The organism is Flagellimonas allohymeniacidonis (genome assembly GCF_004296335.1).
Classification (GTDB): domain Bacteria; phylum Bacteroidota; class Bacteroidia; order Flavobacteriales; family Flavobacteriaceae; genus Flagellimonas; species Flagellimonas allohymeniacidonis.
Genome location: NZ_SGIU01000002.1, coordinates 726480 through 748666 on the forward strand (window position 1 = coordinate 726480; position 22187 = coordinate 748666).

16 protein-coding genes are annotated in these 22187 nt (G+C 41.2%); 9 read left to right on the top strand and 7 right to left on the bottom strand.

Annotated elements, in window-relative coordinates; translation table 11 throughout:
• Positions 1 to 5 precede the first annotated feature (5 nt).
• The 7 genes from EW142_RS11655 to EW142_RS11685 all read right to left on the bottom strand — a co-directional run bounded on the left by EW142_RS11655 (position 6) and on the right by EW142_RS11685 (position 11067).
• Positions 6 to 3116 carry an efflux RND transporter permease subunit gene (locus EW142_RS11655; RefSeq protein ID WP_130614039.1) on the bottom strand — a complete coding sequence of 1037 codons (3111 nt, stop codon included), beginning with the start codon at positions 3114 to 3116 and terminating at the stop codon, positions 6 to 8.
• 22 nt (positions 3117 to 3138) lie between these two features.
• Entirely contained in the window at positions 3139 to 4230 is a 1092-nt protein-coding gene (locus EW142_RS11660; protein ID WP_240740205.1) for an efflux RND transporter periplasmic adaptor subunit, read from the bottom strand.
• An 18-nt stretch (positions 4231 to 4248) separates the two neighbouring features.
• Complete coding sequence (locus EW142_RS11665; RefSeq protein ID WP_205783262.1) at positions 4249 to 6624, bottom strand: TolC family protein; 2376 nt, start codon at positions 6622 to 6624, stop codon at positions 4249 to 4251.
• Positions 6602 to 6997 (bottom strand): hypothetical protein, encoded by a 396-nt coding sequence (locus tag EW142_RS11670; protein ID WP_130614043.1) that lies wholly within the window; start codon positions 6995 to 6997, stop codon positions 6602 to 6604. Before EW142_RS11670 ends, EW142_RS11665 begins: the two co-directional genes overlap by 23 nt.
• Positions 6998 to 7382: 385 nt before the next feature.
• Positions 7383 to 8240 carry an MORN repeat-containing protein gene (locus EW142_RS11675; RefSeq protein WP_165395269.1) on the bottom strand — a complete coding sequence of 286 codons (858 nt, stop codon included), beginning with the start codon at positions 8238 to 8240 and terminating at the stop codon, positions 7383 to 7385.
• A gap of 35 nt (positions 8241 to 8275) precedes the next feature.
• Positions 8276 to 9088, bottom strand: a complete 813-nt coding sequence (locus EW142_RS11680; RefSeq protein ID WP_130614047.1) for a DUF2490 domain-containing protein — start codon at positions 9086 to 9088, stop codon at positions 8276 to 8278.
• Between the two features lie 26 nt (positions 9089 to 9114).
• Positions 9115 to 11067 (bottom strand): hypothetical protein, encoded by a 1953-nt coding sequence (locus EW142_RS11685; RefSeq protein WP_130614049.1) that lies wholly within the window; start codon positions 11065 to 11067, stop codon positions 9115 to 9117.
• A 254-nt stretch (positions 11068 to 11321) separates the two neighbouring features.
• Between EW142_RS11685 and EW142_RS11690 the strand changes: the two genes are divergently transcribed.
• From EW142_RS11690 to EW142_RS11730, 9 genes are all read left to right on the top strand, one after another.
• Complete coding sequence (locus EW142_RS11690; RefSeq protein WP_165395270.1) at positions 11322 to 12152, top strand: M48 family metallopeptidase; 831 nt, start codon at positions 11322 to 11324, stop codon at positions 12150 to 12152.
• The gene (locus tag EW142_RS11695) at positions 12152 to 14500 is read left to right on the top strand and encodes an FHA domain-containing protein (protein WP_130614053.1); all 2349 of its coding nucleotides are present in this window, start codon (positions 12152 to 12154) and stop codon (positions 14498 to 14500) included. The genes EW142_RS11690 and EW142_RS11695 overlap by 1 nt, the downstream gene beginning before the upstream one ends.
• A 9-nt stretch (positions 14501 to 14509) precedes the next feature.
• Positions 14510 to 15364 carry a hypothetical protein gene (locus tag EW142_RS11700; RefSeq protein ID WP_130614055.1) on the top strand — a complete coding sequence of 285 codons (855 nt, stop codon included), beginning with the start codon at positions 14510 to 14512 and terminating at the stop codon, positions 15362 to 15364.
• A 21-nt stretch (positions 15365 to 15385) separates the two neighbouring features.
• Complete coding sequence (locus tag EW142_RS11705; protein ID WP_130614057.1) at positions 15386 to 15952, top strand: RNA polymerase sigma factor; 567 nt, start codon at positions 15386 to 15388, stop codon at positions 15950 to 15952.
• Positions 15949 to 17085, top strand: coding sequence for a hypothetical protein (locus EW142_RS11710; protein WP_130614058.1), 1137 nt, complete (start codon positions 15949 to 15951; stop codon positions 17083 to 17085). The genes EW142_RS11705 and EW142_RS11710 overlap by 4 nt, the downstream gene beginning before the upstream one ends.
• 75 nt (positions 17086 to 17160) lie before the next feature.
• The gene (locus EW142_RS11715) at positions 17161 to 17694 is read left to right on the top strand and encodes a hypothetical protein (protein WP_130614060.1); all 534 of its coding nucleotides are present in this window, start codon (positions 17161 to 17163) and stop codon (positions 17692 to 17694) included.
• A gap of 10 nt (positions 17695 to 17704) precedes the next feature.
• A complete protein-coding gene (locus EW142_RS11720) occupies positions 17705 to 18484 on the top strand; it encodes a tetratricopeptide repeat protein (protein WP_130614062.1) in 780 nt (259 codons plus the stop codon).
• Between the two features lie 50 nt (positions 18485 to 18534).
• The gene (locus EW142_RS11725) at positions 18535 to 21300 is read left to right on the top strand and encodes a serine/threonine-protein kinase (RefSeq protein ID WP_130614063.1); all 2766 of its coding nucleotides are present in this window, start codon (positions 18535 to 18537) and stop codon (positions 21298 to 21300) included.
• 9 nt (positions 21301 to 21309) lie between these two features.
• Positions 21310 to 22053 (top strand): PP2C family protein-serine/threonine phosphatase, encoded by a 744-nt coding sequence (locus EW142_RS11730; RefSeq protein WP_130614065.1) that lies wholly within the window; start codon positions 21310 to 21312, stop codon positions 22051 to 22053.
• Positions 22054 to 22187: the final 134 nt, after the last annotated feature.

The following is a 22187-nucleotide window of genomic DNA, read 5'->3' on the forward strand; positions in this document are numbered from 1 at the left end:
ATAGGTTACTCAAGTAAAGCTTCATTAAAGGTATATCCCTTATAGTTTACACGATACAATACACTGTAAAATGCCGGAATAAACAATAAGGTAATAACAGTGCCGAATAAAAGACCCACCATAATGGTTACGGCCATAGGTTCCCACATTTCACCCCCACCTAGATATAAGGGTATCAAACCAAGAACCGTAGTGAACGTGGCCAAAAGGATTGGTCTAAAACGTTGCAGACAGGCCGCAATAATGGCATCCTGTGGTTTTCGTTGGAGTTCATTTTCCTCTATTTCTATCCTATCCACCAATACAATAGCATTGTTGATTACGATTCCCGCCAATGAAATAACACCTAAAAAAGCCATAAAGCCAAAGGGGACATTGAAAATCAACAATCCAAGAACCATTCCAATGATTCCCAATGGAATTGTACAGACAATCATCACCATTTTTCGGAAAGAGTTAAATTGAATGATTAATAACATCACTATTATGAATGCGGATAGTGGTAAATAATTGGCCACGGCACCCATGTTCTCAGCTGTACTTTCTGCGTCTCCACCCAATTTATAGGAATAGCCCGAACCCCATATTTCGGCCTGCTCCTCCAACCATGGTGTAACTTCAGCAACAATGGCGGACGCATTCCCATCTTCAGTCAATTCACTGGAAACGTTTACGGTTCGGGTCAAATCCAATCGTTTGATGCGGGTATATTGCCATTGCGGAATGATGGAAGCTACCTGAAGTAGCGGGACGCTTTTTCCCGAGTTTTGGGCATATATGTTCAATGTCTCCAAGGATGCCAGCGATTGTTGCTTATTTTGGTCGCTGAGCATCACTATAGGGATGGATTTATCCTCCTCTCTATACTCTCCCGTTCTAAAGCCATCCAGTACTGTTTGCAGAGAGGTTGCAATATCTTGATTGGTAACACCGGCCAATTGCGCTTTGTTCTGGTCAATGTCAATGATAAATTTCTTCCCTTTAGGTCCCCAGTCATCCTTAATGTTTTTAGTACCGGAAATACCAAACAATTTGGTTTTGATAGATTGTGATATCTCGGCCAGTTTGTCCGGATCGTCCCCTGATACCTTAATTTCAATGGGCGTGCCTCCTCCCCCTGAACCTAAAAGCCCCACTTTGATGTCCGCATTGGGAAAAGTATTGAAACTGAAAGAGTCCAGTTTTTTGACCATTTCATTGTTGACCAGAAAATTGGAAGTATTGATCAGGATATGGGCATAATTGGAATTTGCCTCATCGGGATTATAACCTAAATCGTAAGTAGAAGGCCCCTCCCCAATATAGGCTGACCAATCCACAACTCCATCGGTTTTTTCTTCGGAGACCTGAAGTTCATTCCGCATGAATTCTTCTATGGCCGCCACCATTTCCTCGGTGCGTTCAATTTTCGTGCCTTCAGGCAAATTGATGTCAGCCGTAATCATGTTTCGGTCGCTGTCTGGGAAGAACACAAAGGCTAACAGTCCAAAGCCCACAATAGATAGCACAAACAAGCCAACGATACCTAAAAGCACGGTGCGTTTCCAACTTAGTGCCACCAAAATCAAATCTTTGTATTTCTTTTTTAAACTGTTGATAAGACGGTCTAAGAAACTGGTTTTTCCCTCTTCCCTCTTTTTGACTTTTAAAAAGAACACACAGAACAACGTGATGATGCTCAAGGCAATGATCCAAGACGATAACAGTGCTATGGTGATGACCACAAAAATAGGCCCCATGATATCCCCCATTACAGATTCCGCCATGTAGAAAGAAAGGAAAGCGGCCGAGGTAGTCAATGTTGATATCAATAAGGGCGTAAACAACTCTGAACAAGAATCAATGGCAGCTTTTTTAACATTGGCCCCATTTTCCATTTTGACCATTATGGATTCAGCCACAACAATGCCGTTGTCCACCATCATACCCAAGGCCATGATCAAGGCAGCCAATGTTATTTGGTTAAGACCAACATCAATCAACCCCATTACAAACAGAGTGGTAATGGTCACTATTGGAATCAGACTGGCAATTATCAACCCCGTACGGAAACCAAGAAAAATCAGCATCACTGCCAAAACGATTCCTATGGATTGTAAAAGGTTGCCGACAAAATCACTGATTTTAAGTTCAATATAAGAATCAATGGAGGCTACTCGATTCAATTCCAATCCGACCGGAAGTTTTTCTCTCCATTCAGCAAGAACCACATTGAGTTCTTCTCCCAATTTGATAATGTTGGCGCCTGCTTTTAAGGAAACATGCAATGAAAGTGCATCCTTGCCATTGATACTTACAATTTGGGTGGGTGGGTTAATGTAACCTTTATGCACATTGGTAATATCTTTTAGAGGCACCACTTGACCGCTTTCCCCAACAGGAATCAACATTTCTTCTATATCAGACACATCATCGAAATTACCGGTAGGTTCCAAAATAATTCGTTCGTCCTCGACATTCACCTGTCCACCAGAGCTTAAAATATTGGTGTTGCTAATCAAGCCTTGCAACCGGCTTGATGTAAGTCCATAGCTCTTTAGTTTGGTGTTATCAAACTCTACAAAAACCCTTTCCTCTTGGTCCCCATTGATTTCAACCTTTGCCGCATCTGAGAGTTTAATAAGGTCATCCCTAATATCATCGGCAAATTCTTTCATCTCGGCATAGGAGTAGCCATCACTGGTGACACCAACAGCAATACCAAAAACCTCTCCAATGCCATCATCTTTCAATTGGGGTTGCACCCCATTGGGCAACCCTTGGATACTATTTAGTTTTCTACGAAGCCTATCCCAAACAGGTTGCAAATCTTGAGGTTCCACTTGCATGACCAATTCAACCTGTACCACGGAAAGACCTGTTCTAGAAGTGCTTGTTACCTTTTTTAATTCAGGAAGTTCTTGGGCTACTTTTTCAATTTTATCGGTAACCAATTCTTCAACGCGCTCAGGACTTGCTCCCGGAAAGGAAGAAACAATGGAAGCAACTCGAATGGTGTAGGGTGGCATACTATCACGCGAAAGACTTTGATAACCCACCAGTCCCATGAGCATTACCACACCCAAAATACTTAATACAACACGGTTGTTGTCGATTGAAAACTTAGTAAGATTCATAATGTGATTGGTTTCAGGTTGGTTATTGTAATCTTACTTTCTGACCATCAAGTAAGGTCTGCAGGCCGGCGGTTGCGATTTTCTCCCCTCCGTTAAGCCCACTTTTTACTTTGAAACCATTGCTCGTTAGTTCGCCAACTTCAATAGTTTGCCTTTTGACCGTACCTGTTTCCCCGTCCTCAGATTCAATGATAAAGACATAATTTCCATCACCATCTTCGCCTACAGCTTTTACTGGAATAACCAGGGTGTTATCATCTTCCACTTCTCCTGATTCAAAATTGAATGTAACCGATGCTGCCATACCTGGCTTGATTTCGGATGAAGGATTGATTATACCAATCGCGGTTATATAGGTCGAAGAGCTCTCATCTATCGAAGGAGAAACCTCGATGACCGTTCCCTTAAAGGAGCTGTCTTCAATTGAAGAAAATTCAAGGTCCGTCTCCATACCCACATTTACCCTATTGACAAGTGATTCTGGCAATCCAATTTCAATCTTCAAATCATCCCCGGCATTTAAAACTGCAAATACATGTCCAGCGGACACCCTTTCATTGACACCCCCATCAGTGCTTGCGATTACCCCATGCTTCGGTGCTCTTATAATGCCATAGCTCAATTGGGTTGCTTGTATACTTCTGTTTCGTTTTGCAGATTCGTATTGGTCCAAAGCGGATTGATAGGAATTCTTTGCTTGCTCATAATCACTTAAGGATTGACTCCCACTCTCATATAGGGCCTTGACGCGGTCAAGGGCCGATTTTGCAGTTTTCATGGCCGAGTTCGCACTGTTCAATGCCGAAACCGACTGTTCATAAGCTAAATTTGCTTCTACATTGTCCAATCTTGCAATGATATCTCCCTTTTTAACATTGGCCCCCTTCCAATGATTGACCTTAGTAATGACACCACCACTTCTAAAGCTTAAATCAATGGCGTCACTCGCTTTTGCGGTTCCACTAAACGTTCTAATTTTTTGGGCACTGGATGTTCCTACCACTTGATAGTTTACCGGACGTAAAGCTTCTTCCTTCTTCTTTTCTTCCTCTTTACAGGACGTAAATGCTACAATTGCTAAAAGCATTAGTGTTTTATAATGGAAAAATTTCATGGGTGGTATTTTTTATGTTTAGTTTCGACTTAGGATAAACGTTCTAGCTCTTTGAATAAAATCTTGATTGTTTTCATCGGAATTCATTAAAAAGAAATACCCAATGGCTCTTTCCAATTGCATGGAGGCCAGTAGATAGTTATAATTAGCAGTGGCACTTGCCAATTGTGATTGCAAATAGTTAGTCTGAGCATCAATTAATTGAATCAATGGAACGGCTCCTTCGCTGTACGCAATTTGGGTCAAATCCAAACTTTCTTTCGCCGCTTCCTCGGCAATTTTCGAAATTTGAATATTGGCAATCTCATTGGTTAAATCCAAAACTAGGGCATTGACATTGGTTTCGATATTTAAGTCGATATTATCTTTTTGGATATTCAGTTGGTCTTCTTGGATTTTAGCTGTTTGCCTACCAATATTGTTCAAGTTCTGTCTAAATATGGGAAGGGAAAGATTCAATCCAAAATTGTAAGTGCCATCGGGAGGCACAGGAAACCCAGTTGGTATCGTTGAACCTTCACCAGACTCGGTTAAAGCCAAATTATATTGTCCTTGAAGTGCCACTGTTGGAACAAATCTTCCGCTGGAACTCAAGCGGTAACTGCGTAGGGTTGCCTCAAGATTATATCCAATCCCCCTTAATTCCGGAGCATTCTTCTTAGCTTCTTCAATTAAAAAATCAACAAGGAACGGTCTTAGTTTAGGGTCATCTAAAATCTCCAAAAAATCCTCATAGCGATAATTGGAAAACAAACCTTCAGAAATAACAGCATCTTGGATGTCAATTTCTGTGTCAATCGGATTGTTCATCAATTGATTGACGGTAAAATAAGCTTGGTTCAGTTGATTGCCCGCCTCGATCAAGGTCTGAATGTTTTGGGCCAACTGACTACGAAAACGAAGTACATCGGATTTGCCTGAGGCTCCGGCCTCAAAATTTTGCTCCGAAATTTCAAGGTTCTCTTTTGTTACTTCTAAGTTCTCCGCCTGAATCTTAGCATTTGTCTTCAAAATCAAGGCATTAAAGTAGGCAACCGAGCCGTTCAAAATAGCATCCAATTCTGCTGCATTGTAGGTTTCAATCTGCGCTTTCTGCAAGTTCTCCTGTATGGTGATGCCCGCTGCTGCTGCTTCAGAATATAGCAATTGTTGCAATCCCACGCTACCTGCTGTAGAGAACTCTGGACTAGCTCCATTTGATATTTCCGCAATTCTGGGGTCGACATAGAGCCCAGTGGCGGAAGCAGTGACATCTGGATAAAAATTGCTTTTGGCCGTTTTTACATCCTGAATGCTCAAATCGATGTTCCTTCGCTCCACCTCCAGACTCAGATTGCGCCCAATAACCCCATTCATGATGTCCAATAGCGAGTACGCATTTTCTGAGGTGAATCTACTTTCACCTCCAACAATGTCAACAGTACCCAACATACTGTACCGCAGCGGAAATTGAATTTCCTTGGCGGTATTAAAATTTAGAGACAGTCGGTTTTTATATTCCAGACGTAATGGTAGATCTGAAGGGTTGGTGCCATTCACTATGGATTCCACATTGAGAGCTATCCGCCTAAAAAACTGGTCAATATTTGTTTCGGGTTGGTTGGTGGCCAAAATCCCCTTTTCCACATCCTGTTTTTTGCTTGCCGAAAAAGAAGGCAGTCGTCTTGCATTAATCTCTGAAACCAAGGTTTCAAAAGCGGCATCTGAAAAGGCAAAGCCTCCTGCCAAATATATGGCATCCTCATCTCCAAGTAGGTTAGCAATGTTGCCGTCAGTAGGCAGCGCAACTAAACTATAGGTAGATTCTTTGTCCGCAAAATAATCATCAAAAAGTTGTTTTAAGGGTAAGGCTCCAATCAAATAATCATCTACCAAAATGGCCACCTTTTTGAAGTCATAAATGGACTTGAAGGCGTCGAGATCCCCTGAGTACGAAATAGGCGTAATGATATAGGCCAAATTATTAATACCAGAGGTGGTCTGACCTTCTTCCAATTCTATAAAATCACCGTTAACGGAACCAAAAACAATTACGGGTTTTGCGTATGATTTTTCCTGATACAGGGCAATATTATTGATGACCCCGAAGGCAAGGATGATATCGGCATCACTTGATACCATTGCCAAATAATTTGCTTTGGCCCTTCTCAAATCAAACCCGTTCTCAACGGGCTCCTTAAAGATCACATTGGCATCTTGGCCAACCACTACAGTTATCTCATTTTGCAGTTTTTCAAGCAAAGGAGCATTTTCAGCAGAAGTTTCATCAGCCAATATTCCAATTGTGACAGTCTTTTTTACCTGCGCTGACAACCCCGAGGTCACAAAAAGAAAAAGAATGATAAGTATTGACCTCTTTATGTTTTGCATTTTATTTCCAACCCTTTCTATCATAGATATCTCGTAATAGTTTGTCGTAAGTATCAAGATAATATGCGTATTGTTTTTCATCCAATATGGTCTTTACCTCCTTGTGTTGTTTTAATAATAATTCATTGAATTTCTGTCTGATTTGATCCGATGTATACCCTTTTTCCTTTTTCTCCAAAGCCTTCATCTTATAGGTATGGTATAATACGGTGTTGTAGAATTCGTTCCTTTTATCCTCATTCAATCCCATTACCGTTGATCGGTCATAGAACCAAAGCTGTAGACTATCACGCTCAGAACCATTAAAAACGTCATTTGTTTTATCATTCTTTATTTGCTTTTGGCAGGTTGCGCTTAAAGAAAAAAGTATCGCAAAGCAGCTTAGTAAGACTCTCATATTTTCATTATTATGAAGGCAAGTTAGTTCTTTTTCAATATAAAGTTTTTTGGAGTAAAAACCAGCATTAGTCAATCATGAGAACCTAGGTGTTTTGTTTAAAGTTAAGCTTAGAAATGACCTTTTCATTGGTCAAAACTTAAACAATAATTGAATCAATGAGCTAAGGTATTCAATCAACAAAACAATTTTTAATATAGTTTAGATGAGCCTTAGCATAAGGTGAAATGAAAAGCACCCCGAACCAAACCGTTATTTAGATAAAGGCAGGCTTGAGCAAACAAAGAGGTCGGTCTGTGAATATGCCTTATAGCATTCCCATTAATTTTAAGCTACTATAGGTAGCTTAAGTTAAAAGGAATAAATAAAATGAATGTAATATGATTTAAGGTTTGTGAGCTTGCACCAGTTCATCGCTTTCCCAGATGCCCTTGGCGACTACTTTTCCGTCTTTACCATAAAAAACGCCTTCCCCAGTACGCTTGTCTTGCTCCCACAGGCCAACAAATTTTTCGCCATTTGACCAATAGTAGGTGCCTTGCCCATCACGTCGGTCGTTTTTGTACTCTCCCACATAATATTCCCCATCGGGCCAGTGAAAGGTACCCTCACCGTGGCGTTGGTTGTTGTTCCATTCGCCTTCGTATCGGCTACCGGTATTGAACAGGGCTATGCCATGCCCATGGGCCTTGTTGTTTTTGACTTGCCCTACATAGTGAATCTCGCTGCCTTTACTACTTTTAAAAGTTAGGTATCGGCCAAGAGATTTTTGGCTTAATCGCCTTTCCATACGTGCCATTCGTATTTTGGACTTTTCAAGAGCGAACCGCAACGAATCCACATAGCGAATTTCTTTGGGTGAGGGTGCTTCAGCCACGGTCAAACTATCAACGGTTTCCTGTGGTTGGCTAGGTTGGGATACCTGCTCAATATTCCTTTCCAAATCCATAAATTTCTGTGCCAAAGCAATACGCAAGTTTGCGTTGTTTTTCCAATCTTTGGTCTCCACAAATTTTTCTTTTGAAGCGTTTAAGGCATCCTCATATTCACCAGCCACCAATAGCGAATCAACCGCGATTAAACTTCGGTATTCCTCCATTTCTTGCTGAACTTCTTGTTGAGATGCCAATTGTTCCGTCAGTTGTTTGTTAAGACTGTTCGACTTAATGGCGTAAAACAGGGCCAAACCTGTTGCAACGACCAAACACGAGATCAAAATTTTTGTAGAAAGGGGCTGTTTCATGATATGCATTAACTGACTAACAGTACATATACGTTCTAATCGTCAAAATGGATGGCCGGAAGTTTATTTTTTACCCGGCGGATATCCGGAGAGAAGTACACATGAAAGCGAACCGTCCAACTTTGCTTAAAAACTCCAGGATTTTCAAGAGTCTGCCCATGGGAGTACATCAGCCCTCCGGCAAGGGTCAATCTTGGAGTCAGTATGTAGCCCAAAGTGGTGGTCAATCGCAAGTCTTCCATAACGCTGCCCACAACGGCCTTTCCACTTTGCATGATCAACTCCGCTTCGGGTGAGACATATAGCGTATTGGTTTCCAACTTGTAATTGTTCAGTGGAATCTTTGCCCGGAACATATATCGCCATCGATTCCGAAAGATATAGTTGCTGTTCTCCTCAAATCCTTGGGTCCATCGGTGCTCAATCCGAATTCGATGATAGATCATGGCACTATATAAGGGCATGGCAAATTGATATTGGTGCCAAATACGCCACTCCGGAACCACATTCCTATCGGTAGAATCTTCATCCGTATTGAAGTTGATACGCATGACCCCACCAAGGCTGAAATTGGTTTTTTTATCATAGATATAACCAATGGCGTGACGATTGTAAATCTGTGCAATTTGCCCGATGAAGGGGGTATCTTCCGACTCTTTAAATCTAAAATGCGTTTGAGCATCCCAGAATAAACGCTTTGATATGCGAATGTTCCCATAGGTATTGAACCATATTCTGGTATCAGGATCCTTAAACTCCGATGCTTCTGGAAGTACTTCGGTTTGCTGCGCGGTACCCACAACCAACGAACATAACCATGCCGCAGCTATCCAAACGGATTTTTTCATGAACAATGTTTTCATAAATGGCCTGCTCATTTTTTAGATTGGATATTGAACAGCCCAAGGACGATTTGAGGGTCTCGTTCCCGTTTCAATTTTCGCTCAAGCTTGGTGGTATTCTCATCCCTCAATTCATACATACGCATGTGAATTTGCTCCAGTAGCTTGTTAAATTGAGGGGTATTGTCACATGAAAGTTCTGATTGTATTGAAAGTAGCAAGTAGGGAATCAGGACATTTTCGTAGGCACTCATGATACGTTTTTTGACCGCTTCGTCCATAATCGTGGCCATAAATGGATTCCACACGGCATCTTGGTATTTTTCTTTTAGCTGGCGTTGCTCTTCGGGAAGGCCAGCTATGACAATGGCAAGCCGGTTAAGTTCTTTGAGGCATTCAGCAAGTTCAGTTCCCCTTGCCACCTTAGTGTCGTTATCCTGGATAGCTGTATATGCCTGGAGTTTGTTTTCACCAAATTTCTTAATCGCCGCAAGGGTTTTGCTCACCTCGTTGGGTAAGTTGCTCCCGACTGAATCGATTACCAGGTTAAGTTGTTTGATCTGGGCAATTAAACCCCTTTCCAGTTCCACCAATTCTTGTTGCTTTTGTTCACTGGCCAGTTTCTTGTTCAATATACTTGCGATGGAATCCGCACTGGTTTGGGCATAGCGGGCCATATGTTCCAGAGCTGTTACCGTACTACTTTCAAAGTTGTAAGTTTTCGCATCGGGTCCGGTGAACGTCTGTGCAGATAATACTCCATCCTTTTCAATTTCTACCGTGATATTTGCCGTAGGCCGCCCATTTGGAAATAATCGCTGTAGCAACAATTCGGTGGTAAGGTACCCTGTTATTCCACTTTCATGATATTCCTTTAACTGTTTTAGGGGTTGAAGAAAGTCCGAATCAATTTTTTGCAGTGCCTTGTAAAGAAAATCAACCTCGGTATCAGACCGAGCTATTATTTGTAATTGCGTGTTGTTCAAAAGCAATTCACTGGCAAGGGTCGCTTTGGCATACAAATCCACAATAGTATCCAAGCTTATGATTTCAGCACTGTCTTTTGTTATCTGAGGGACCTTTACCCTAAATTCGGGCATGAAGCTTGTCTTCCCCAAATGGGATAGAATGTCGGTTATCTTTTGATAATAGCCATGGTTCTGAAGCAGCAGAAACGCGATATCATTTTCAGCTCTTTCATTTACAGTCGCATCTCCCATCAAGTTCAAAAGATTGAGATACGCCTTGTTAAGCGCAACTATCTTGGTCTCCAATTGACTTTCTGTAAACACAGCGGTCTCTGTGGAGCCTTCTTCATCCTCGTAGGTTATTTGATTCAATAATCCTTCATCAAACACCCAACTTTCTGAAGTGTTGGTGTTTTCCTTATCGTAGCGAGACCAAACGTCATGGGCCAAACCATTTCGCAAAAAACGTCCCACAAGCGTGCTCTTTTCATTCTCAATGCGGACATTTCGCTGGGGAACTCCTTTTTCAAAGGAAATAACACTTCTAAAAAGATTGCTTTGAAGGGACGAGTTAACCAACTCATTGACCATAAAAATCCATTGGCCATTGGGTTTTCCTTGATTTATAACGCCATAGGCTTCAAACCGTGTTCCATTGATGTTCAGTCGGTATTGGCCATCTACCAGTCTCGTATTTCCATCAGTGGTATAGGAACCAAATTCAAAACGCCAAAATCCGTCAGCCTCACCATCCTTAAAACTTCCATCAAAAACGAAGGTTTCATCCCCGTCTTTCAAAAGGGCATCCAAATTTGACGATTGCATATGAAATGGCCCTTCCAAAAGGGTATCGGCTTCAAACAATCGGTACGCATAATCGGCATCCCCTTGATAGGAACCTATTTCGAAACTTCCCGTATAGCGCTGTTGCTCCTGAGATTTTAGAACTAGAGGATGTCCCAAAATAAAAACCCAAAAAACAAATTGAAAAAAAACGTGGGTCAGATACCGTACCATCGGTTGTGACAAAATTTTGATTAGTTAGATTTAGCTGGAAAATGCTTTCCTATAGCTTTTACGAAAAAAAACGAAGTGTGGATGTTATTTGAACAATGTGGTTGCAAAACAACAATTAAAAATGTCGCTGTTTCAATTTGAAACAGCGCTTGCATACTTCAGAAAATCAACACATTAATTTAGAAGAAAAAAGGACAAATGGAAGAAAAAAGATGACATTCGCTATTTTTGGTTATATACACCTAAACAACCTCATGAAACAAGCAGTTACCTTTATTCTTGTCTTATTTTCCCTTACACACCTAAGTGCACAGGAACTACCCATTGAAAAATTGGAAGAAGCATTCGCGGACTACACTTCAAAAATTGATCATGCCACCTTATTGAAGGATTGTGGGCATGCCTTTGATGGTCCTGCTTTTTTATTCAAACAATTTGAAAATAATTGGTTGGATGCCATGCTATATGTTACCAGCGATTCAAAGCAAAATATTGGAAAAGAAATCTATCAACAGTATGTTAGTCTAGGCCAGATAGATTATAATTATTTTGCCAAACAAAAGGCACAGGAAATCCTGGAGAACCTTACCAAAAACGTTTCAAGAAATGGGGTGACTTATACTTTGAGTATTCTAAAATCGGAGGAAATCAATGCTTTTGCCACTTTGGGAGGCTATCTCTATATTACCACGGGTCTACTAAACTTTGTGGATTCATATGACGAATTAGCATTTATTATAGGGCATGAGGTGGCCCATGAGGATAAGTTGCACACACAACGAAAAGTAACCAAACTTACCTTATCCACCGATCTGGAAAACATGACACGCGTAGAAGGTTTTCGGGATATCGCCAAAAGAATCAATGGCACTTTTTCTCCCCCATTTGATCAAATTGATGAGTACGAAGCTGACAAATTTGGTTTTGAATTGGCCCAAAAAGCCGGTTATGATGCAAGTAAGTTTGCAGATTTTTTCAAAAAAATGGAGCGCTACGAGAAACAAGATCTTCTAAAAAAACTTACCTCAACACACCCTTTTGCCGAACATCGCAAACAATGTATTGAGAGCTATATCCAAAACTAATGACCAACAAAATTCACCTTATTTGCAACGAAAAAACTGTTCCCTTATCAGAGAATCAAACTATAAGTTTGGGCCGCAAGGGACATGGTGCAGATTTGGAATTGAGTGATCGGATGATCTCACGAAGGCACGCAGAAATAAATATGCGGCATGATGGCGTGTTCATCCAAGATTTGGGAAGCTCCAATGGAACATTTGTCAACAATAAGCGCCTGGAACCCAATACTTGGACGAAGATTTCTTTTGATGATATGATACGATTGGCTTCTGAGAGCATTCAACTGAAACAAAAGGAAGTCAACAATGAAAAACCTAGTGCCAATCCATCAAAATTTATAGGATTCAAACAGGCCATAGTTGCCAAAGGGTCTCTCAGTATTGGTAGACAGTCCAATAACGACATTGTTTTGGATGATCCCACCGTTACACGACAGCATGCCCAATTAAGTTTTGAAAATGGGAGCTTTTGGATACAAGATCTGGGCTCCACTAACAAAACCTATCTCAACGGCAAAGAGGTAAAAACAAAAAGCAGGCTTAAAGACAGCGATACGGTAACTATTTCGTTTTATCGTATCACGCTTAAGGATGGGGCCAAGGATCTTCGAAAGGAAAGCAGTGCCATTAAGGCTTTGTCCATCCAGAAGAAATATCCCAACAACAAAATTGGTTTGCAAGACATGTCTCTGGACATACCGCACTCAACCTTTGTCGCTTTAATGGGGCCATCGGGCTGTGGAAAGTCAACCCTTCTTAAGTGTTTGAATGGAGAAAACCCCGCAACCTCGGGGGAGGTATTTATCCACGGCCTGTCCTTGGCCGACAACTTTAATTTGATCAAAAAGAAAATTGGTTACGTTCCCCAAGATGACATTGTCCACAAAGAGCTCACCGTATATAAAACACTTTACTACGCAGCCAAACTCCGTCTCCCCGATGATACCGCTCTTTCGGAAATCAATAAGCGTATCGATAAGGTCATCAATGACCTAAATCTTGATCAGGATAAGGAGAAGGACATTCGAGATATAAAGGTCGGTAATCTTTCGGGAGGGCAACGCAAAAGGGTTTCCATAGCCGTTGAACTGCTCACAGAACCCACGATACTGTTTTTGGATGAACCTACGTCTCCTTTGGATCCAGAAACCATCGAGAGTTTTCTGAAAAGCCTTAAAAAGCTCGCACATTCCGGAACCACCATTGTGATGGTTACCCACAAACCAGAGGACCTTAACTATGTGGATCAGGCCATTTTTCTAGGAGTTCAAGGACATTTGGTGTTCAAGGGCCCGGCAGATTTGTTGACCTCTCATTTTGAAGTGCAAAACATTGTTGAGGTGTATAGCAAAATGAGCGACTTGAGTGTGGTCTCCACCTACTATCAAAAACCTTCCAAAATTGGTTTCAAGAGTACAAATAACCCAGAGGTAAAAAAAGAAAAACCAGATTCGTACTGGTTGCAATTGTATTGGTTGTTTTCCAGGTATTTGAACATCAAGCTAAATGACAAGGAAAACTTGGTACTATTGTTGGCACAACCCATAATTATTGCCGGTCTCGTCTGTTTGGTGTTCAATAAATTTCAGGTTGGGGTTCTTTTTTTAATGGCCATCTCAGCTATATGGTTTGGCGTGAGCAATGCTGCCAAGGAAATTGTCGGGGAGCTATCTGTTTACAGGCGTGAGCGCATGTATAACTTAAACATCAATACCTACATCCTTTCAAAATGGATGGTCCTCTCTTTGTTTGCATTGGTACAGACTGTGATATTTGTGACCATCATCTATTTAAATTTCAGGTTCAACACTTTCGAAGGTTTTGATGATGTGTATTTGAGGCCTTATGGACAAAGCGTTCTCTTTATGTTCTTCATTTCATTTTCGGCCTCACTGATAGGTCTTTGGTTGTCGTCGGCATTTAATTCCACCGAAAAGGTAATGACCGTCGTACCAATAGCTTTAATGCCCCAAATCATGTTGGCTGGAGTAATGACCAAAATAAACAATCCGGTTGTAGAGGTTTTAAGTTTTTTCACTTTGGGCAGATGGGGAACCGAAGGGTTTGCCCGATTACAGGACAAAGCCTCTTCCACTTTGGATTCCGAATCTGAGGTGGTTCAGTCCGTATTGACATCAATACCCGTTCAACCTCCTGCTCAAGGAACCATGGAGGTAGCTTCCTCTGCCCTGACTGTTTTGGACTTATACAACTCCGACCTAGTGCATGAAGGCACGCTGATAGGGGATGTTTTCGACAGTTTTGACATGAACCTACTTGTCATCACCCTGCTCAATATTCTGTTTTATGTAATGATATACTACGCCCTTAAGAAAAAGGACAGTATTTAAATCAAAACAATGGGAAGAACCTTATTTATACTCATCCTTTTTATCCTCATGGTAAGCTGCAGCGAAAAACCGGAGTTTATAGCGATTGACAATGTTGCCATAAAGGGTTTGAAAGAGAACAACCTCATTGTGGATATGGATTACGTGGTCTATAATCCGAATAACGTAAAAACAAACTTGCGGCAATCAAGCATGTCCCTATTTTATAAAGACTCATTGGTCGGAGATGGATTCTTGAATGAACAGGTGAGCCTGGGGGCGAACGACACAATCAAAATACCCGTTACTTGTGAAATCAGCTTAAAAAAACTAAATGCCTACTATACTGAACTTTTAGAATCAGACTCAACGGTTTTTGCACTTAAGGGAAATGGGAAGGTAAGCTTTTTGTTGAATTCCTTCACCATTGCTTTGGAAGACAAAATCCATTTGAACACCAAAGAAATTATTTTGGAGGAAATCAACAGGAATCTTGATTATGGGAACAACTTCAAGATTCGGTCGATAGCTACGGACAGGTTGCCCTCACTGAAAAAAACCCACTTAAAGCTCGGCATGGAAACTTTAAACAAGCTACCTCTGGACTATACCATTACCCAACTAGACCTACAGTTTTATCTAGATAAAAAAAAGGGAGAGGTTGCCTTGTGGAGTTTAGCCCAGCCGTTTGAACAAAAAGTGGGAGGGACCTCAACCTTGCCCATCGATGTAACTTTGAACAACCTTGACATTTTGAAGCAGGTTAAGTTTTCATGGCTAACCAATCAAAAGGTCAATTTCACCATCATGGGCGATGCCAAAATTCAAATTCAAGATTATGCGTTCAACATCCCGATAAAAGACACTATTGAAATTGGGCTGTAACCCATCAAGAATTCTCTGTAAATGACCGACCACGAATTGATAGTACAGCTTCGAAACGGCAATGAAAATTGTCTAAAGCAGCTTTACAACCATATGGGAATGGTAAAAAGCTGGATTGGTCAAAACAATGGCAATGAAGAGGATGCCTTGGATGTGTTCCAAGAGGCGATAATGGTATTTTACAAAAATGTTTTGGCGGATAAATATGAACCGAGGGGTAAAATAAGCACCTATCTGTTCGAAATTTGTAAGCGGCAATGGCTGAACCAACTCAATCGCAGAAAAAAATATGAAAATAGGGACATTACGTTTTCGATATCTGATGGAGGACAGGAGAACAACACCATTGAAATCACCATAAAAGGTCCAAACCTAAAACAGTATTTGCAAAGTACTCTGGAAAAGATAGGAGATCCTTGTAAGTCAATTTTGGAAGCCACAATTTTCATGGGCCAAAAGATGGAAGAAATTGCGGAGCGGTTTAACTACTCCAGTGCCCGATCGGCCAGTCAACAAAAATTACGATGCCTTCAAAAACTCAGGGAAGAGGTATCCTACGATGTTATTATTCGTCTTAAACCAGAATGAAAAAGGAGCTTCGACATATTGATCTTATTGATAAGTACCTTTTGGGTCATCTGAATCCCGAAGAGGGGAAAGAGGTGCAACGGCTTCTAGCCGAAGATCCTGAATTTTCAAAAGAGTTTGAGGTATTCAAACAGATCTATAAGGGAGTTGAGCTACAGGCCGAGGATAAACTTCGAAGAAAGCTTACCCATCTCTATCAAGAATACCAGCAAGAGCAAAAGAAAAAGGCGAAGGGCGTTTACCGCAGACTCATTGTCTATGGTGGTGCCATAGCCGCTTCGATCATTGTGGGAACCGCTCTTTACATTTTCACCAGGCAAGACCCGCAAAGTCCAATTGGAGATGATACCCTTCCCACTACCGTTGATGCAGATACGTTAAAAAACGAAACTAAGGATACCCTATTCTTGCCAAAGAAGAATACTGAGCTTGTTGAACAAGATAAGACCACTCAAAAGGACACTTTTAAGCTTGATGTCGACAATGACGAAGTCCAATTGGCATTTTCAAATGCCAAAACGCTTTCAACAGAAGCAGTTCTTAAGGTTCCTTATCCGTCTGGAATGCTCACCTATACTTTTGATGGCAAAAAACTTTCCTTATTTGGAGACCCAAGAATTTCTGGACTTCAAATCAAACTGGGTAAAAATTCGAACGGGCTTTACTTTTTAGAATACCGGGGAAATCTGTATTCGTTGGATGTTACCCGAACTAAGAAAGAGTTGAACCAGATTGCCAGGCCATACGATTTCAAAACTGTTCTGGAAGAGGAACTGGAGATAGAAATCCACTCCCTTTTTACCAATGCCAAACCCTCCCAAGACCTTATAGTAAAAGTGGCAAGTGGGGCTTCACTAAAAAATGAATACTACTTTACAGAGCAAAACGGAAAGAAGGTACTGTTTGTTGATTCCAATATGGACATTGATAAAATGAAGGTAGTGGCTATTTCAAAAGAGGAGGGAGATGCGTATTACCTCATCCATAATACTACCTTATACCAAATTGAAGCCCATACCGCACAGATGACCCCACTAAAGGAATTGGATTTTACCGCCAACACCGAGACCCGAATGCTTATGGAAAGACCCTCTTTTGCCTCCAAAGTATACCCATTGAGCTTTCCAGAATAAAAAAGTTATAAAAAAAGATGACATCCAGACTTTACGGTTATATACCTACAGAATGTATAACCAAAACTAAAGAAGATGACATCAAAAAAATTAACAGTGGTATCCTTTGCCATTTTGCTTTGCGCCTTGGCCAATGCCCAAGAAACCGAGTCCAGAAGAAATAGGGCTCGACAAAATAAGACTGTTCAGAAGGTAGACAAGGTTGATCAAACAGTACAACAGACCAATACGGATATTGACAATACCGTACAAGGTGTTGAAAGTACGGTCGAAGGTGCCAAAGAAACTGTTGAGAAAGTAGGCAGTATACTTTTCGGTTCAAAAAAATCAAAACCAAAAAGTACCGTAAGCATCACTATTAATTCTTTGGAATATGACAATCAAATGGCGGAAAATCTGTATCAAGAAATTGTGAGCCAAAATGGAATCAAAAAGACCACCAAAACCTATTCCTCGGGAATTCTGACTATAGAAATCAAATCAAAAAAGACCGCCAATATCTTATGGCAACAACTCCCTGAAGGAATTCGTACTGCCTTCAAGGTGAGAGATATGGAAGAAAGAAGTATATTTATTAGGCTTCGAAAAAAAGCAACCAACAAATCCTAATCAACCAAAAATGAAAAAGATTACACTACTCATCGCCTTGGTGTTGTTCGTTCCGAATATAGCATCCGCAAAAAGAGTAAAAGGCTTATTTGGCAAAAGTGAACGCATAAAAAGAATCAGCGATGTGGATATAAAAGGTCCCAATGGCGAAGATCTTTACTTAGCCTACAAAACAACCTCCCAATTCTTCTTTATGGGCGTTTATATGACCGATGATGGATATGTGCTTGGGGTATCGAAGAATTTTGGAACATACTATCCGCTAGATGAGGAAAAGATTGCGGCTTTTCAAGCCAGTGGCAATTTACCTGACCCCTTACCAGATTATGGTATCCCCTTTACGGATCGTCTTTGGGGTTTCTCCCTATGGATATTGTTGGCTGTTTTTGCAGGGATTTGGTTTTTCCCAAAAAACAAGGAAGCTGTTTTTGCCCAAGGGTGTAAGTATTATTTCGGAAAAAATGTTGCGGTAAATTACCCGAAGGCGAAGAAGTACTTCGAAAAATCCGCTAAAAAAAACCATGCTCCTTCCATATTCAATTTGGGAATTATGCACCTGAATGGCCAGGGGGTTCAAAAGGATATCGACAAATCCATCCAACAGTTCAAGAAGTCCTCCGAGTTGGGCTATGTGGATGCCTTTGTTACCCTTGGGAATCTGTACTACAACGGCAATGAAGTAAAAAAAGATTTACAAGAGGCCTTGGCATGGTATACGGGAGCTTGCAATCGAGGCCATGAGAGCGCATGTAAAATGGTAACCCATTTGCAAGCCAATGGAACGGAGTAATGCCATTCGAAGACGATTATTTATACTAAAGGACATCAACTAAACCAATCATGAGACTATCACACTACGAATGGGATCCAGAAAAAGACCTTATAGCGGAAGGTGGATTTTCCGAAGTGTTCAAAGCTAAGGACCTGAACTCCGAGGGCCGCTATGTTGCCTTAAAAATCTATAAAGAGGCCGTGTCTAGGGGAACTTCTGGTAGTACCGGACAAAAAAAGTACAGCTTAGAAAAAGAATTCGCGAAGATAGATGGCCTTTCCCATACCAACCTTATTACATATTTCGAATTGGAGTACATCACCCATAAGGATGCCATGGGTCGTGATACAAGTTATCCCGTCCTCATTATGGAATATGCCGGTGAAGGCACCTTGAATCAGGCCATTAAAAACAAAATTAGTACGAGTGAAGCCCAAGATATCATTTCGGAAGTTGCCCATGCTCTTCAGTATTTGCACAGACAGGGCATTATTCATAGAGACCTAAAACCTGGAAATGTGCTTTTCTCCAAGGACAGAACCAAAAAACGAGTCGCTAAGGTCACCGATTTTGGAATCAGTCAAGATATTCTATCCGACAAAACCATTCAACAATCGATGACCGAGGGAGTGGGCACGCCACATTATATGGCGCCAGAACAATTCTTTAAAAGAAAGTTTGGCCTGAACGGAGATATTAGCGAACGTACGGACATTTGGGCACTTGGGGTTATCTCTTATAAAACTTTAACGGGTAAACTTCCTTTTGGCCACGGCGTAAAGGACTACGAACTCATTCGAGATGAGATCATATCAAAAGAACCAAATTATGATGTGGTTCCCGAACGGTTCAAGGCTTGCATCAAAAAGTGTTTGCAAAAAAATGCTGTTGATCGTTATGCCTCTGTTTCTGAATTTATTAAGGACCTCAATGGTCAGGATAATTCCGAAAATACCGTGTTCTTGGGTAACACCTCACAAGGGAACACGGTTCCCCCTCAAAATATAAAGAAGAGAAGAGTTTGGCCCTTGGTCTTGACCGGTATTTTTGCCATCGCCCTAAGTGTTGGAGGCTATTCCTTTTATAAATCATCAAAAGTAAAAAGCCTATTGGTCGGAGCGTGGGACGCCTATAAAACTGGAGATCATAAAAATGCTTACGAGCAATATTTAAGAGCTTCGGAATACGGATCGGGTGAGGCATTTTATTTTCTGTCCACTTTAAACCAATACGGATATGGCACCGAACAAAGCTATGAGATGGCGATTGAAAATGCCGATAAAGCTGTGGAACAAGGGTTTGAAATGGCCAACTTTCAACATGGATGGAATTATTACTACGGCTTGGGACACAATCGAGATTCCTCCAAGGCTATGGAGTATTTCGGCAAGGCCAACAAAGCTGTAAAAAAATTAAGTGATGCGGGAATGCCAGAGGCGCAAAATGTGTATGGCATTATGCATAGGCTTGGACTGGAAGTAGACCAAGACTTGGAAAAATCTGAAGCCCTTTATGAAAAAGCGGCGGCTCAGAATCATCCCGCTGCTATAGAGAATTTGGCCTATATAAAACGAGCAAAAAAAGAGTACAAGGCCGCTTATGATGGTTACACCAAGTGTAAAGATCTAAATAGATATTCCTGTTACCGAGGCTTGGCGGAAATGTATCGCTATGGATACTATCCCGAAAAGGACACGGTTAAGGCTTTGGAATTGTATACCACAGCTGCAGAGAACAGCGATGTGCAATCCCAATATTGGTTGGGCAAATTTTATAACAAAGGAATTCTTGCCAAGAGGGATCCGATAAAATCCATTAGTTGGTACACCAAGGCAGCTGAAAATGGATATTTGGACGCTCAAAATGAATTAGGTATCATCTACTATGATGATAAGAATTATTCCGAAGCAGGAAATTGGTTTCAAAAAGCCGCTGACAAAGGAAACGCCTTTGCCTCCTACAATTTGGCCTTGATCTACTACAACGGGTATGGAAGACCAAAAGATGTATCCGCAGCCTACAAATGGTTCCTGATTTCTGCTGAAAAAGGGTATGCCGCTGGTCAGTACATGACAGGAAAGATTTTGGAATTTGGTGAAGCTGGAGAAAAAAATCTCGATAAGGCCATTGAATGGTACGAATTGTCCGCGAATCAAAAATATGCATCAGCAGAATATGTTTTGGGAGCTTTGTACTATGAAGGAAAGGGGAAACCCCAAGACTATCAGAAAGCCAAGACCTACTTTTTAAGTGCGGCCGCCAAGAACAATCGAACGGCAAACTATATGTTGGGCGTAATGGCAGAGAAGGGCTATGCGGGTGCAATAAATTTTGTGGATGCAGAGAAGTGGTATCTCGCTTCGGCGCAACAGGGTTACATGAACGCCCAAAAAGCACTTGCCAATCTCTATTACAGTGGAAAATTGGGAAGCACCAATAAAATAAAAGCAAGACAATGGTATCTAAAAGCCGCGGAGCAAAGTGATACTCACAGTCAGTACCGAGCAGGACTCATGTACTACGACGGCAAGTATTACTATGCTGCCCGAAAGTGGTTCGAGAAGGCGGGGGAACAAGACCATGCAGAAGCCCTAAACTATTTAGGTGTAATTTATGAATTGGGGTATGTAGGAAGTAAAGACAAAACCAAGGCTTACAACTACTACCTCCAATCTTCAAATAAAGGGAGCTCTACGGCCACGTATAACTTAGCACTTTGTCATTACTACGGCAAAGGTGTCTCAATAAATCGGGGAGTTGCTAAAACCTGGTTCAATAAATCATGCAATATGGGATATTCCGATGCCTGTAGTTTTGTACAAAAAAATTATTAACCGGTGGGTATGAAACTTTTTATGCCTGCCAGTTGCCATCAAACTGGCAAGCGCTCGAACAATGAAGATGCTATATTTCCAGAAGCACCAACCGAGGAGAACCGATTGTTTCTGGTCTGTGATGGAGTTGGGGGAAATGCAAAGGGTGAAGTGGCTTCCTCTCTGGTCTGCGAGGGATTTTCCAGTCTATTTGAAACACGGCCTATAATGAGTGTAAATGAGGCATCGTATTTGTCAAAAGGTTTGGTATTTGTAGAGGAACAGTTTGAAGATTATATAGCGCACAATCCAAAAAGCCATGGAATGGCAACGACGCTAGCACTTCTATGGCTGTCAGATTCTGAGAATAAGGCCCTTATTGGGTGGGTGGGTGATAGCCGTGTATATCATATCAGAAACGGTGAAATTCTTTTTCAGACCCGAGATCATTCCGTAGTTCAAGATCTGTTGGAAATGGGAGAAATCACAGAGGAAGAAGCAAAGACCCATCCCAAAAGAAATGTGATCACCCGTGCCATCAACGGATTGAATCCAACAAGAATCGACCAAGAAGTAATTTCTGAGCTTAAGCCCAACGACTTTTTCCTAGTATGTAGTGATGGCCTTTTGGAAAGTGTTAACTCCGAAAATATTGGGCTTTGGTTTAAGGAAGACTGTACCCCTATTGAAATCAAGAAGCGCATCCTAGATGATATACGCGATAAAGCCCAAGACAATTATTCTATGTTTATCCTCAAGCTGATGGATACGTAATCAGCGTTGGTGAATTGGTTTTGTATTATCTGAACAATGGTCAAATGTGACTTCCTGCCTTCTTAATGGTTTCTGGTTTTTCTTTTTTTGAACTCAAAATTGGTTATTTTTAGAAATTGCTGACAATCACACTC

Bases quoted from the DNA above. Each gene is read 5' to 3' on its own strand.
- EW142_RS11655 (WP_130614039.1), bottom strand. From the start codon at position 3,116: ATGAATCTTACTAAGTTTTCAATCGACAACAACCGTGTTGTATTAAGT.
- EW142_RS11660 (WP_240740205.1), bottom strand. From the start codon at position 4,230: ATGAAATTTTTCCATTATAAAACACTAATGCTTTTAGCAATTGTAGCA.
- EW142_RS11665 (WP_205783262.1), bottom strand. From the start codon at position 6,624: ATGATAGAAAGGGTTGGAAATAAAATGCAAAACATAAAGAGGTCAATA.
- EW142_RS11670 (WP_130614043.1), bottom strand. From the start codon at position 6,997: ATGAGAGTCTTACTAAGCTGCTTTGCGATACTTTTTTCTTTAAGCGCA.
- EW142_RS11675 (WP_165395269.1), bottom strand. From the start codon at position 8,240: ATGAAACAGCCCCTTTCTACAAAAATTTTGATCTCGTGTTTGGTCGTT.
- EW142_RS11680 (WP_130614047.1), bottom strand. From the start codon at position 9,088: ATGAAAAAATCCGTTTGGATAGCTGCGGCATGGTTATGTTCGTTGGTT.
- EW142_RS11685 (WP_130614049.1), bottom strand. From the start codon at position 11,067: ATGGTACGGTATCTGACCCACGTTTTTTTTCAATTTGTTTTTTGGGTT.
- EW142_RS11690 (WP_165395270.1), top strand. From the start codon at position 11,322: ATGAAACAAGCAGTTACCTTTATTCTTGTCTTATTTTCCCTTACACAC.
- EW142_RS11695 (WP_130614053.1), top strand. From the start codon at position 12,152: ATGACCAACAAAATTCACCTTATTTGCAACGAAAAAACTGTTCCCTTA.
- EW142_RS11700 (WP_130614055.1), top strand. From the start codon at position 14,510: ATGGGAAGAACCTTATTTATACTCATCCTTTTTATCCTCATGGTAAGC.
- EW142_RS11705 (WP_130614057.1), top strand. From the start codon at position 15,386: ATGACCGACCACGAATTGATAGTACAGCTTCGAAACGGCAATGAAAAT.
- EW142_RS11710 (WP_130614058.1), top strand. From the start codon at position 15,949: ATGAAAAAGGAGCTTCGACATATTGATCTTATTGATAAGTACCTTTTG.
- EW142_RS11715 (WP_130614060.1), top strand. From the start codon at position 17,161: ATGACATCAAAAAAATTAACAGTGGTATCCTTTGCCATTTTGCTTTGC.
- EW142_RS11720 (WP_130614062.1), top strand. From the start codon at position 17,705: ATGAAAAAGATTACACTACTCATCGCCTTGGTGTTGTTCGTTCCGAAT.
- EW142_RS11725 (WP_130614063.1), top strand. From the start codon at position 18,535: ATGAGACTATCACACTACGAATGGGATCCAGAAAAAGACCTTATAGCG.
- EW142_RS11730 (WP_130614065.1), top strand. From the start codon at position 21,310: ATGAAACTTTTTATGCCTGCCAGTTGCCATCAAACTGGCAAGCGCTCG.